The organism is Agrococcus jenensis, assembly GCF_003752465.1.
Lineage (GTDB): Bacteria > Actinomycetota > Actinomycetes > Actinomycetales > Microbacteriaceae > Agrococcus > Agrococcus jenensis.
In genome coordinates, this window is record NZ_RKHJ01000001.1 from 1,532,674 (window position 1) to 1,545,691 (window position 13,018).

Annotated in this window: 9 protein-coding genes; 3 read left to right on the forward strand and 6 right to left on the reverse strand. The window is 73.5% G+C overall.

Annotated features, from left to right (window positions below; genetic code table 11):
• Positions 1–25: 25 nt before the first annotated feature.
• The 4 genes from EDD26_RS07555 to EDD26_RS07570 form a co-directional block, all read right to left on the reverse strand.
• Positions 26–3,319, reverse strand: coding sequence for an ExeM/NucH family extracellular endonuclease (locus tag EDD26_RS07555; RefSeq protein WP_123697146.1), 3,294 nt, complete (start codon positions 3,317–3,319; stop codon positions 26–28).
• 102 nt (positions 3,320–3,421) lie between these two features.
• Positions 3,422–4,273, reverse strand: coding sequence for a formyltetrahydrofolate deformylase (gene purU, locus EDD26_RS07560; protein ID WP_123697147.1), 852 nt, complete (start codon positions 4,271–4,273; stop codon positions 3,422–3,424).
• 39 nt (positions 4,274–4,312) lie between these two features.
• Positions 4,313–4,600 (reverse strand): DivIVA domain-containing protein, encoded by a 288-nt coding sequence (locus EDD26_RS07565; protein WP_170165575.1) that lies wholly within the window; start codon positions 4,598–4,600, stop codon positions 4,313–4,315.
• Between the two features lie 38 nt (positions 4,601–4,638).
• Positions 4,639–4,863, reverse strand: coding sequence for a hypothetical protein (locus tag EDD26_RS07570; RefSeq protein ID WP_123697149.1), 225 nt, complete (start codon positions 4,861–4,863; stop codon positions 4,639–4,641).
• Between EDD26_RS07570 and EDD26_RS07575 the strand changes: the two genes are divergently transcribed.
• A complete protein-coding gene (locus tag EDD26_RS07575) occupies positions 4,832–6,055 on the forward strand; it encodes an MFS transporter (RefSeq protein ID WP_123697150.1) in 1,224 nt (407 codons plus the stop codon). The genes EDD26_RS07570 and EDD26_RS07575 overlap by 32 nt on opposite strands.
• 15 nt (positions 6,056–6,070) lie before the next feature.
• On the opposite strand, the gene solA is transcribed toward EDD26_RS07575, so the two are convergent.
• Complete coding sequence (solA, locus tag EDD26_RS07580) at positions 6,071–7,258, reverse strand: N-methyl-L-tryptophan oxidase (protein WP_170165576.1); 1,188 nt, start codon at positions 7,256–7,258, stop codon at positions 6,071–6,073.
• 174 nt (positions 7,259–7,432) lie between these two features.
• On the opposite strand from solA, the gene EDD26_RS07585 reads away from it, so the two are divergent.
• Positions 7,433–8,272 carry a PhzF family phenazine biosynthesis protein gene (locus EDD26_RS07585; RefSeq protein ID WP_123697152.1) on the forward strand — a complete coding sequence of 280 codons (840 nt, stop codon included), beginning with the start codon at positions 7,433–7,435 and terminating at the stop codon, positions 8,270–8,272.
• 42 nt (positions 8,273–8,314) lie between these two features.
• Here EDD26_RS07585 and EDD26_RS07590 read toward each other — a convergent pair whose 3' ends face one another.
• On the reverse strand, positions 8,315–9,202 hold the full coding sequence (locus EDD26_RS07590; RefSeq protein WP_123697153.1) for a LysR substrate-binding domain-containing protein: 888 nt from the start codon (positions 9,200–9,202) through the stop codon (positions 8,315–8,317).
• 135 nt (positions 9,203–9,337) lie between these two features.
• Here EDD26_RS07590 and EDD26_RS07595 point away from each other — a divergent pair, with 135 nt between their 5' ends.
• A complete protein-coding gene (locus EDD26_RS07595; RefSeq protein WP_123697154.1) occupies positions 9,338–12,913 on the forward strand; it encodes a bifunctional proline dehydrogenase/L-glutamate gamma-semialdehyde dehydrogenase in 3,576 nt (1,191 codons plus the stop codon).
• Positions 12,914–13,018 lie beyond the last annotated feature (105 nt).

A 13,018-nucleotide genomic window follows, 5' to 3' on the forward strand; every position in this document is an offset into this window, starting at 1 on the left:
AAACCCTCAACAGGTCAGGAGCGGGTCAGCAGCCGGTGCGCCACGCGTTCGACGCCAGCGTCGGCAGGCCGCCGACGTTGTAGACCGTCGTCGGCGCGAGCGCCGCGATGAGCTCCTCGACGTCGAGCGTCACGCACGTGCTCGCCGCCAGCAGCACCGGGGCGCGGTGCGCGCCCGCCACCATCGACGCGGAGAGCGCGTCGGGGTAGTTGGTGCCGGACGCGATCGCGATGGCCTGGTCGTCGGTCGGCGTGACGAGGCGCTCGACGAGCAGCGCGTTCGTCGCGTACCGGTCGGCGCCCGCGACGCGCGGCACGGTGAAGCCCTCGGCGCGGTAGGCGCGCACGGTGGCATCCGTCACGGTCGCGCTCGAGCCGAGCACGACCGCCGTGTCGGCGCCGAGCGACTCGATCGCGTCGATCGTGTGCTCGCTCGCCGTGGCGCGCGGCGTCAGCAGCACCGGCAGGTCGCCGACGGCCGAGGCCACGCCGCTCGCCGACACCGCGTCGGCGAACTGCTCGCCGCTCGCGAGCAGCACCTCGGTCGCGTCGCCGAAGTACCGCTCGGCGACCAGCGCCGCCGTCTGGTACCGGTCGGCGCCCGCGATGCGGGAGACGGCGGCGTTCGGGACGACCTCGGTGATCTGCGCGGCGGTCGCGCTCGAGACCGACGGCGTGCCGCCGACGATCGTGACCGTGGCCGGCTGCAGGCGCTCGAGCTCCGCCACCGTGACCGGCAGCAGGCCGTCGGTCGGCGTCAGCAGCAGGCTCGCGTCGGCGCGCGCCGCCGCGGGACCGGCGGCGAGCGCGTCGGCGAAGACCTGCCCGGAGGCGATGAGCACGTCGGTGCCCGGCTCGAACAGCGCCTCGGACGTCTCGACGTTCGTGGCGTAGCGGTCGTCGCCCGCGTAGGTCTCGACCACGGTCTCGACCGGCGGCGCCGCCTCGAAGGCGAGGCCGATCACGACGGCGTCGTGGTCGCTCGCGCGGTAGGGGTCCGGAGCGAAGAGCGCGTCCTGCGCGGGTGCCTTGAACGCCATCGTGTAGTCGAAGATGCTCGGCTCGTCGGCGTTCGCGTGCCACTCGTCGGCGCCGACCACGGAGGGCAGGAGCGCGGCGTCGGCCAGGCCGTAGTCGAGGTAGCCGATCTGCCCGTCGAAGACGTAGGTGTACGCATCCTCGCCCTGGAACTGCTGGAGCAGGTCGGTGTAGCCGGCCGCCTCGAGCGTCGTGATCGGGTCCTCGTCGTCGTACGAGTTCAGGTCGCCGATGATGAGCGAGCCGTCGGTCTCGACGCCGGTCGGGTCCATCGCGAGCCAGTCGGAGAGCGCGTCCGCGGCGAGCGTGCGCACCGCGTTGCAGTTGCCCTGCTCCGGCGTGCCGGTGTCGCCCTCGCAGGCCGAGCCCTTCGACTTCAGGTGGTTCACCGCGACGGTGACGACGCGGTCGGTCGCGAGGTCGCGGAACGACTGGGCGAGCGCGGGCCGGTTGAGCGAGGTGTCGAAGCGCGGGTCGACCGAGGCGTCGAGCACCGCGTGGTCGCCCTCGGGTGCGACGAGCGCCGGCTGGTAGATGAGCGCCGTGGTGATCTCGTCGGTGCCGAGCGTGCCGGTGTCGATGCCGGCCCAGTGCGCGCTGCCGTCGGCGTTGGGACCGGCGACCTCGTTGAGCGCGGCGACGAGGGTCTCGAGCGCGAGCCCGTCGTTGTTCTCGATCTCGAGCAGGCCGACGATCGCGGAGTCGAGCTCGTCGATCGCGGCGACGATCTTCGCCTCCTGCCGGCCGAACTCCTCCGCCGTCACGGCGCCGCGGCTGTCGAGCGTCGTGAAGTAGTTGAGCACGTTGAACGACGCGACCTCGAGCGTCGCGCCGTCGATCTGCGGAGCCGCCTCGCGGGGGTTCTCCGCCTCGAAGGTGCCTGCCTCGGTGGGCTGCAGGCGCCACAGGCCGAAGGCGTAGTCGAGCACGCCCGTGATGCCGGTGATCGTGTCGCCGCCGCGGAAGCGGTTCTCGAGGCTGAGCGGCTGGAGGTTGCCGGGGTGGATCGCGGGGTCGGCGTTCTGAGCGGAGCGGCCGTCGTCGATCGTGATGCGGTTCGCGGCGTTCGACGCCCGCACGGCTGCTGCCTCGGCGGAGCCGGGGGCGGCGACCGCGGTGGGCTGAACCTGACGCTCGGTGCCGACGACGACCTCGCCGAAGCGGCCGAAGTTGAAGTACTCGAGGATCGTGAGCTCCTGCGTGAGGGTGACGAGCATCGACTCGGTCGACTCGGCGTCGTCGAGCGGCAGCGTCACGGCGACGGCTGCCGGCAGCGTGCCTTCGCCGCAGTCGAGCAGCGTCGCGTTCGTGAGCCGGGTGAGGCCGGAGCTCTCGTCTGCCGTGCCGGCGACCTGCACGACGTCGCCCTCGGCGACGGCGGCCCCGGATGCGGCGACGTAGATGGCGTCGCTCGTCGCGACGTCGCGGTCGCCGACGTCCTGGAGCGTGAAGCCCGCGACGGCGGACGAGCCCTGGAACGTGCGGGTGACGACGCCCTCGACGGTGACGGCCTGGCCGCCCATGGTGGTCGCGTCGCCCGAGCCCTGCACGGCGCCGATCGCGATCACGGCGTCCGAGCCGCAGGTCGCGTCGACCGGGGGCTCCTCGACCTCGGCCACGCGGTTCGGCGCACCGGGCGTGTTCCAGGCCTCGCCGGGTGCCGGCGTGCCGGTGCGGCCGGCGATGCCTGCGCCGCTGAAGGCGTTGCGCACCCAGTCGGCCGCGGCCTCCGTGTCGGTGCCGTCGGGGACGCGGCTCGCGCCGCCCGGATCGAACGCGGCGCCGTCGAACGCGACGCCGAGGCGCGTGCCCCACGTGAGGTCGTCGGCACCGCCGTCGTGCACGCCCACGCCGTCGACGACCGTGAAGCCGACGCCCGCGTCGATCGTGCCGTCGAGGTCGGCGTCGACCACCTGGCCGACGGTCGCGGTGCCCTCGACGAGGAGGATCGACACGGAGCCGTTCTGGATGCCGTTCTCGGGGTAGCTGACGAGCCCGAAGCCCGCGCCGTCGAGCACCGGAGCCGGGTTCGACTGCAGCACCTGGCCCGCCTGGTCGTGCGGGTTGTCGCCCTTGACGACGACCACGGAGTGCGTCGCGCTCAGGTCGGCGCCGGGCGTGCCCAGCACCTCCACGTACTCGGCGCCGCCGTCGGTGCTGCTGACATCGGCCGAGAACTCGTTGATGACCGGGTGCTCGGCCGCGTGCGCCGGGACGGCGACGAGGCCCGTGAGGGCGAGCGCGGCGACCGTCGAGGTGCCGAGCAGGGTGCGTGCGCGCATGGATCCACTCCGTTGAGGTGCAGGGACACCGTCAACATAGCCAGCGCCGGTGACGCCGCGCCCGACTTCTTCGTGAACAGCCGGTGACGGCCGCGCGAGCGGTCAGCGGAAGATGATCGTCCGCTGCCCGTCGAGCAGCACGCGGTCCTCGGCGAACCACTGCACGGCGCGCGAGAGCGTGCGCGACTCCTCGTCCTGGCCGATCGCGACGAGCTGCGCGGGCGTGTGGGCGTGGTCGACGCGCACGACCTCCTGCTCGATGATCGGGCCCTCGTCGAGGTCGGCGGTGACGAAGTGGGCGGTGGCGCCGATGAGCTTGACACCGCGCGCGTGCGCCTGCCGGTAGGGGTTCGCGCCCTTGAAGCCGGGCAGGAAGGAGTGGTGGATGTTGATGAGCCTGCCCTCGAGCGCCGCGCACAGCTCGGGCGAGAGGATCTGCATGTAGCGGGCGAGCACGACGAGCTCGATGCGCTCCTGCTCGACGACCTCGAGGATGCGTCGCTCGAACGCCGCCTTCGACGCCGCGTCGACGACCGGCGCGTGCTCGAACGGCACGTCGTAGAACGCGGCGAGCGCGCCGAGGTCGGGGTGGTTCGCCATCACGAGCGGGATGTCGACGGACAGCTGCCCGGCGCGCTGGCGGAAGAGCATGTCGTTGAGGCAGTGGGCGGCCTTCGAGACCAGCACGAGCGTGCGCAGCGGACGGCCGACGTCGTCGAGCTGCCACTGCATCCCGTAGCGCTCGACCACCGGCGCGAGCGACGCCTCGAAGTCGGCGCGCTCGGCCTCCGCCTCGACCTGCAGGCGCATGAAGAAGCGGTCGGTGTCAGCCGACGAGAACTGCTGCGACTCGGTGATGTTGCCGCCGCACGCCACGATCGCGCCGGAGATCGCGTGGACGATGCCGGGGCGGTCGTCGCAGACGAACGACAGGATCCAGTGGTTCGAGGTCACCTCGAGATCCTACGAGGTGCGGCGCCCTCGCCCGGCTCGTCAGCGCTGCGCTGCCGCCTCGTGCATCGCGAGCGTCGCGGCGATCATGTCGATCGCGTCGTCGACCGGCATCGGCTCGTAGGAGGCCTCGCCGCGCCGCTCCGGGAACCGCACCGCGCGCGCATCGGCGGCGCGCATGAGGGGCTCGCCGTCGGGCTGTCCCTCGTAGGCGCGGAGCGTCTCGGCCACCCGCCCGAGCCAGCGGTCGACGGCGTCGACGGCATAGCCCGACACGAAGGAGTTCCCGGTCGGGAACGTGAGCGCGAGCACGTCATCGGCGGTGAACACCCTGCCACCGTACCGGGCCGGGGTACAACGGCTGCCCGTCAGGCGCGGTCAGCAGCGCTCGACTCGTGCGGCCGCAGCGCCCGGACCGCCGCCTGGAGCGTCGCGTCGACCTCGTCGGTCGGGTACGACGACGCGCCCCACGCCATGGCGAAGCGCACGGCCTCGGCGTCCCGGCTGCGCACGACGGCGTCGAGCCGGCGCCGCCGCCGGGTGCCCGTAGGCTTGCCGGTCGTGAGCGAGCGGGCGACGGCGCAGGGGAGCACCCAGGACGCCTTCCCGACGGCGGCGCTGCTCGTGCTGGCGCTCGCGGTGTTCACGAACATCACCGTCGAGATGCTCCCGATGGGGCTGCTGCTGCCGATGAGCCGCGAGCTCGGCGTGGGGGAGGGCGCGATCGGCCTGCTCGTCACGATCTTCGCGTTCACGGTCGTCGCATCCTCGACCACGCTCATCCGCCTCACGCGTCGCGTGCCGCGGCACCTGCTCGTGATCACGGTGCTCGTCGTCTTCGCGGCGAGCTGCTTCGGCTCGGCGCTCGCGCCCGACTACGCGTGGTCGGTCGCCTTCCGCGTCATCGGCGGCATCGTGCACGGCATCTTCTGGACCGTCGTCGGCGCCTACGCCGCCTACCTGGTGCAGCCGCAGCAGCTCGCACGTGCCGTCGCCATCACCTCGACGGGCGGCTCGTTCGCCTACGTGCTCGGCCTGCCGCTCGCGACGCTGCTCGGGCAGCTGATCGGATGGCGCTGGTCGTTCGCGCTCTTCGGCGTCGTCTGCCTCGTGGTCGCGGTCGCCGTCTGGCGGTTGCTGCCGGCGGTCGACCACCTGCGCGACACCGCCACGACCTCGACCGGATCGGTCGCCGTGCCGATCCCGGAGCCGGGCAAGAGCGTGCGCGGCGTCGCCCTGTCGATCCTGTCGACGATGGTCGTGATGCTCGGCCACTACGCGCTCTACACCTACGTCTCGCCGTTCCTCGTCGATCACGCCGGCATCCCGGAGTCGTGGCTCTCGGGCGCGCTGCTCGCCTACGGCATCGTCGGCATCGTCGCCGTCGTGGCGATCGCGCTCTGGCTCGGGCGGCGGCCCACCGCGTCGACGCTCGCGATGATGGCGACCGGCCTGCTGGCGATGCTCGTGCTCGGCCTCTCGCAGCAGGTGGTGCTGACCGTCGCGGCGGTGATGGTGTGGGCGTTCGCGCTCGGCGCGCTGCCGGCGCTGCTGCAGACCCGCCAGCTGCAGGCGGCGTCCGAGCGCATCCTGCAGCAGGCGTCGGCCTGGTACACGACCGGCTTCAACGTGGGCATCGGCGCGGGGGCGCTGCTCGGCGGCCTCGTGCTCGAGTCGCTCGGGGTCGCCGCCCTGCCGTGGCTGCTGTTCGCCGGGCTCGCGATCGCGCTCGTGCTCGTGGGCGCCGACGCGCTGCTGCACCGGCGCGACCTCGCGCGCCGCTGACCCGCTGCTCGCGACTCAGCGCAGCGCGAGCCGCGAGAGCCGGGTGCCCGGTGCGAGGAAGCGGTCGGCGGCCATGAAGCCGACGTCGGTCGCGGTCGAACCGTCGACCGCGAGCTCGGTCGCGACGGCGCCGATCGCCGACGCCATCTTGAAGCCGTGCCCCGAGAAGCCGACCGCCACGGCGACGCCCTCCATCCCGGGCACCGTGCCCAGCAGGCCGGTGTCGTCGGGCGTGTAGCCGTCCGCGCAGAGCGCCACCCTCACGGGCTCGGGGATGAGCCCGGGGAGGAACTCGCGCACCCATGCCATGATCGGGTCGAGGTAGGACGGGTCCCACGACGGCGGCTGCTCCATCGACTCGACCTCGTCCATGTAGACGCTGCCGGCGACCTTCACGGTCCAGCCGTCGGCGCTCGGGAACCCGTAGAAGCGGGCGCTGTCCGCGCGTCCGTCCTCCTCCGCCCGGCGGAGGAAGACGGGGAGGTCCTCCCGGCTGAACGACTGCGGCTCGACCGTGGGGAACCAGGTGAGCACCTGCGGCCGCACGGCGACATGCACGCCGAGCTCCCTCCCGAGCGCCCCGGCACCCGTGCCCTGCGCGATGATCACGCGGCCGGCGACGATCTCCTCCTGATCGGTCCTGACGACGTACCGATCGCCGTGCGCCTCGACCGCGTGCGCCTTGCGCCCGCCCAGGAACCGCGCGCCCAGCCGCGTCGCCTCGGCGAGTGCCGCGACCACGGCGCGCTCCGACTTCAGGTAGCCGCCCTCGGGGTCGAACACCGCGACGTCCCCGTCACGGACGACGTGCTCGGGGAAGCGCGCCCGCGCCTCGTCGCCGCGCAGCAGCTCGTGGGCGAGGCCCTGGTCGCGCGCGGCCGTCAGGTACCGCGCGAGCACGGGATTCTGCTCGTCGTAGAACGTGACCGCACCGCCGGTGGTGCGGAGCAGCGAGGTGCCGCTGCGCCGTTCGAGCTCCCGCCAGAGGTCCTGCGATCGCTGCAGCAGCGGCGTGTAGTGGCCGCCCTCGGCGTAGACCTTGCGGAAGAGCCGCGACTCGCCCGCATAGGCCGAGAAGGGCCCCGGGATCGAGAAGCGGTCGACGCCGATGACGCGGAGCCCGCGGGACGCGCCCTGCCACGCCGCCATGCTCCCGACGGAGCCGACCCCCACGACCACGACGTCCGTCTCGAGTGCCGCCATGCTCCACCGCTTCCCGTTCGAGGTCGCGCTCCGAGCCGATCGTCGGATTGTCGACGATGCCATCGTACGGGGTCCGTCGCTCGGCTCGCCGAGCGCACGTCACCAGTTCGCGCGGAGTGGACGGATGCACGCCGGGCCCGGTGTGCGAGCCTGGCGGCGAAGAGGAGGCCCCCGATGACCCAGCTGCATGACTTCGCGCAGATCGACGTGTTCTCGACCACCCCGTACCTCGGCAATCCGGTCGCCGTCGTGCTCGACGCGGGCGGGATCGACGACGAGCGCATGCAGCGCATCGCGCGCTGGACGAACCTCTCCGAGACCACGTTCGTCTCGCCGGCCACGACGCCCGAGGCGGACTACCGCGTGCGGATCTTCACGCCGGGCGGCGAGCTGCCGTTCGCGGGTCATCCGACGCTCGGCTCGGCGCACGCGTGGCTCGAGCACGGGGGCACCCCGCGCTCGAGCGACGTCATCGTGCAGGAGTGCGAGGCCGGGCTCGTCGACATCCGGCGCGGTGCGGTGCTCTCGTTCGCCGCGCCGCCGCTGCGCCGCACCGGCAACCTCGACGACGCCGACCTCGCGGAGATCGTGGCAGCGTTCGGCATCGAGCGCTCGCAGGTGCTCGCCCACCAGTGGGTCGACAACGGGCCCGGCTGGTGCGTGCTGCAGCTCGCGAGCGCGCAGGAGGTGCTCTGCCTCGATCCGGACCTCTCGCAGATCCCCACGGCGATGGTCGGCGCGATCGGCGCCTACCCGGAGGGCTCCCCGCACGCGTACGAGATGCGCTCGTTCGCACCCCGCATCGGCGTCCCCGAGGATCCGGTCTGCGGCAGCATGAACGCCTCGGTCGGCCAGTGGCTCGCCGCGTCGGGCGCCGTGTCGGGCTCCTACGTCGTCTCGCAGGGGCAGCGCCTCGGCCGCGCGGGCGAGATCGTCATCGACGTCGATGCGGATGGCGCGGTGTGGGTCGGCGGCGCCACGACCACGTGCTTCCGCGGCAGCGCCATCGGCTGAGGGGGACCGCGGCGCCGGCCCCGAAGCGGCGCCGGTCGCGGCTCAGAGCCCCGCCGGGACCGCCGCGGCGAGCGCCTCGCGCACGGCCGCGATGGCGGGACTGCTGTCGGAGGCGGTGCGCGCTGCCGTGAAGACCTCGCGGCGCGGCGCGCCGGGCAGGTCGAGCGCGCGGAAGCCGACCTCGGCGCCGGCCCATGTCAGGTCGTTCATGATCCCGACCGCGTGGCCCGTCTCGATCAGCCGCATCTGCGCCTGCAGGTCAGCGGTCGCGAACCGCACGTCCGGCTCGAAGCCCGCGACCCGGCACTGCTGCTCGCCGAAGTGGCGGGAGGCGGCGCCCACCGGCTCCATCACCCACGCCAGGTGGGCGGCATCGGTGAGGCGCTCGACGGGGCTGTCGGGCGGCACCGCGAGCCGCAGCGCATCCGTCATGAGCAGCTGCCGGTCGAGGCCCGGGTGCTGCGGCGCCGCGTGGCCCGGGTACTGCTCGGCGACCACGAGGTCGAAGTCGCCGACGAAGGTGTCGTAGAGCGCGGTCTCGGGCTCTCGCTGCACCATCTCGACCCGCACCTCCGGCGCCGTCTCGGCGAGGATCCGCAGCATCTGCGGCACGAGCCCGAGCGCGGCCGACTGGAAGACGGCGACGCGCACGGTGCCGACCGGGCGGCCGAGCGAGGCTGCCACGGCGCGCTCCGCCGACTCGAGGGCGGCGAGGATGCCCTCCGCATGCTGCGCGAGCAGCTCGCCCTGGGGCGTGAGCGCGAGCCGGCGCCCGTGCTTGCGGGTGAGCGGCACGCCGACCTCGCGCTCGAGCGCCGAGAGCTGCTGCGAGACGGCGCTCGGCGCGTAGGCGAGCGCGGCCGCGACCGCGGCGATCGTGCCCCGCAGCCGCAGCTCGCGCAGCAGTCGCAGGCGTCGGACGTCGAGCAACAGGGCCTCCGGATGCATCGTCGACGGTGACGGGAATCCGTCGCGAACCGTCACTGTACCTGAATGGTCGCCGGGTGCAGACTTGGCGCGGCGCGCGCCGGCGCGTCCGCAGTCCGATCGAGAGAGGGCAGCCGCATGGGCGCAGCCGCCACCGAGCACAGCATCGAGCAGATCACCGAGCAGGGCACCGAGCCGCAGGACGCCGCGGCGCAGGCCGCCGCGCAGCAGGGCACCGCACAGGAGGGCACCGCAGCGCACGCCGAGCTCGAGAGCCTCCGGACCCTCGCTCCGGCGATCGTCGCGCAGGTGCGCACGTGGCTCGAGCAGGCCGAGCAGATCCCCGCCGACGCGAGCGCCGAGCAGCTCGCCGGCGTGCTGCGCGACCCGGCGGGCCTCGAGTTCGCGGTGCGCTTCGTCGACGGCGTCGTGCGTCCGGAGGACGTGCACGTCGCCGCGCAGACCCTCCGCGAGATCGCCGGCAAGGCGCCGGCGTTCCTGCCCTGGCCGATGCGCCAGGCGCTCAAGCTGGGCGGCGGCGTGGCGCCGCTCGCCCCGCACGTCGTCGTGCCGATCGCGCGGCGCGTGCTCCGCGAGATGGTCGGCCACCTCATCATCGACGCGACAGACGCGCGCCTCGGCGCGGCGATCGCGCGCATCCGCGGCACCGGCGCCCGGCTGAACGTGAACCTGCTCGGCGAGGCGGTGCTGGGCGACCGCGAGGCGGAGCGCCGCATCGAGGGCACGCGCGCGCTCATCGAGCGCCCCGATGTCGACTACGTCTCGATCAAGGTGTCGGCGACGACCGCGCCGCACCAGCCGTGGGCGTTCGACGCCGCGGTCGAGCACGTCATCGAGCGCCTGCTGCCGCTCTACCGTCGCGCGGCCGCGACCGGCACCTTCATCAACCTCGACATGGAGGAGTACAAGGACCTCGAGATGACCATGGCGGTCTTCACGCGGATCCTCGAGGAGCCGGGCCTCGAGACCTACGAGGGCGGCATCGTGCTGCAGGCCTACCTGCCCGACGCGCTGCCCGCGATGGAGCGGCTGCAGACCTGGGCGGCCGAGCGCATCGCGAACGGCGGGGCGCCCGTGAAGGTGCGCCTCGTCAAGGGCGCGAACCTGCCGATGGAGCGGGTCGAGTCGTCGCTGCACGACTGGCCGCTCGCGACCTGGCACACGAAGCAGGACAGCGACACCCACTACAAGCGCGTGCTCGCCTGGGCGCTCACGCCCGAGCGCGTGCGCGCCGTGCGGCTCGGCGTCGCCGGCCACAACCTCTTCGACGTCGCCTTCGCGTGGCTGCTCGCGAAGCAGCGCGGCGTCGAGGCCGGCCTCGAGTTCGAGATGCTGCTCGGCATGGCGCAGGGGCAGGCCGAGGTCGTCCGCCGCGACGTCGGCGGGCTGCTGCTCTACACGCCGGTCGTGCACCCCGCCGAGTTCGACGTCGCGATCGCCTACCTGATCCGTCGCCTCGAGGAGGGCGCGAGCCGCGAGAACTTCATGTCGGCCGTGTTCGAGCTCGCGAAGGACGAGCACCTCTTCGAGCGCGAGCGCGACCGCTTCCTCGCCTCGCTCGAGGGGCTCGCCGCCGAGGCGCCCGCGACCCACCGCATCCAGGACCGCACCGATGCGCCCACGCAGGTCGCCGAGCACGGCTTCCGCAACGCCCCCGACACCGACCCGTCGCTGCCCGCGAACCAGGCGTGGGCCGCGGGCATCCGCGAGCGGGCCCGCGACTCGCGGATCGGCATCGACCTCGTCGAGGCCGCGACGCTGCGCGACGCGGCAGCGCTCGAGTCGACCATCGAGACCGCGATCGCGGCGAACGCCGACTGGCGCGCGCTCTCGGGCGACGAGCGCGCCGCCATCCTGCACCGGGCGGGCGCCGAGCTCGAGGCCCGCAGGGCAGAGCTCATGGAGGTCGCCGCGGCCGAGGCCGGCAAGACGCTCGACCAGTCCGACCCCGAGGTCTCCGAGGCGATCGACTTCGCGCACTACTACGCCGAGCGCGCCCGCGACCTCGACCGCGTCGACGGCGCCGTCGCGGTGCCGGCACGGCTCATCGCGGTCACCCCGCCGTGGAACTTCCCGATCGCGATCCCCGCGGGCTCCACCCTCGCGGCCCTCGCCTCCGGCGCATCCGTCATCGTGAAGCCCGCGCGCGCCACCGCGCGCACCGGTGCCGCGATGGTCGAGGCGCTCTGGGCGGCCGGCGTGCCGAAGGAGGTGCTGCAGCTCGTGCAGCTCGGCGCTCGAGAGCTGGGCGACGCGCTCATCGGCGACCCGCGCGTCGACCGCGTCATCCTCACGGGCGGGTTCGAGACCGCGCAGGGCTTCCGGCGCATCCGCCCCGACCTGCAGCTGCTCGCCGAGACGAGCGGCAAGAACGCCATCATCGTCACGCCCTCGGCCGACTACGACCTGGCGGCGAAGGACATCGTCGCGAGCGCGTTCGGCCACGCCGGCCAGAAGTGCTCGGCCGCGTCGCTCGCCATCCTCGTCGGGCAGGCGGGCCGCTCGAAGCGCCTGCACAACCAGCTCGTCGACGGCGTGCGCTCGCTGACGATCGGCATGCCGTGGGAGCCGACCGCGCAGATGGGCCCGATCATCGCGCCGGCTGAGGGCAAGCTGCTCGAGGGGCTCACGACGCTGGGCGAGGGGGAGTCGTGGGTCATCGAGCCGAAGCGGCTCGACGGCGACGGCAAGCTGTGGAGCCCCGGCGTGCGCGCCGGCGTGCGCCGCGGCAGCGAGTACCACCGCACCGAGTACTTCGGCCCGATCCTGGGCATCATGCGCGTCGAGACGCTCGAGGAGGCGATCGCGGTCGTGAACGAGGTCGACTACGGCCTCACGTCGGGCATCCACTCGCTCGACGTCGACGAGATCGGCACCTGGCTCGACACGATCGAGGCGGGCAACCTCTACGTCAACCGCGGCATCACCGGCGCGATCGTGCAGCGGCAGCCGTTCGGCGGCTGGAAGCGCTCGGTCGTCGGCCCGACCACGAAGGCGGGCGGTCCGAGCTACCTCATGCCGCTCGTCGACTGGCGCACGGCCGAGGCGCGGCAGGTCGAGGCCATCGAGCTGCCCGCGGTGCAGGCGATCGTCGACGCGGTCGACACGCTCGCGCGGCCGGCGGATGCGTCGGTCACAGTGGACGAGGCCGCGGCGCTCCGGCGCGCGGCCGGCAGCGACCAGCACGTCTGGGCGACCGAGCTGGGCGTCGCGATCGACGTGCAGCGGCTCTCCGCCGAGCGCGACATCCTGCGCCACCTGCCGATGCCGGGCGTCGTCATCCGCCTCGCGGAGGGCGGCCGCGTCGCGCAGCTCGCGCGCACCGTCGCCGCGGCGCTGCGCGCCGGTGCCGAGGTGCGGGTGTCGACGGCCGTCGAGCCCGCGCCGGCGGTGCGGGCGGCGCTCGCCTCGGCGAGCATCCCGGTGACGATCGAGGACGACGCCGCCTTCGGTCGCTCGGCCGCGCGGCTCGAGCAGGGACGCATCCGCTACCTCGCCGCGGACGACTCGGTCGCGGACGGCGTGCGTGCGCTCGCCGAGGCGGTCGACGGCCGCCCCGACCTGGCGATCATCGCCCACGCGGTGACGGAGTCCGGGCGGCTCGAGCTGCTGCCGTTCCTGCGGGAGCAGGCGGTCGCCATCACGGCGCACCGCTTCGGCACGCCGAACCACCTCACGGACGGGCTCATCTAGCCCAACGGGGCTCTCAGCTGCGGACGGGACCCCTTCCACCGTCCGGGACCCGGTCTACCGGGTCCCGCGAGGTGGGAGGGGTCCCGTTCCGCTCGTGCGGGTCCG

Excerpts from the sequence above, each read along its gene's own strand:
- EDD26_RS07555 (WP_123697146.1), bottom strand. The coding sequence starts at position 3,319 with ATGCGCGCACGCACCCTGCTCGGCACCTCGACGGTCGCCGCGCTCGCC.
- solA (WP_170165576.1), bottom strand. The coding sequence starts at position 7,258 with ATGGCGGCACTCGAGACGGACGTCGTGGTCGTGGGGGTCGGCTCCGTC.
- EDD26_RS07585 (WP_123697152.1), top strand. The coding sequence starts at position 7,433 with ATGACCCAGCTGCATGACTTCGCGCAGATCGACGTGTTCTCGACCACC.
- EDD26_RS07595 (WP_123697154.1), top strand. The coding sequence starts at position 9,338 with ATGGGCGCAGCCGCCACCGAGCACAGCATCGAGCAGATCACCGAGCAG.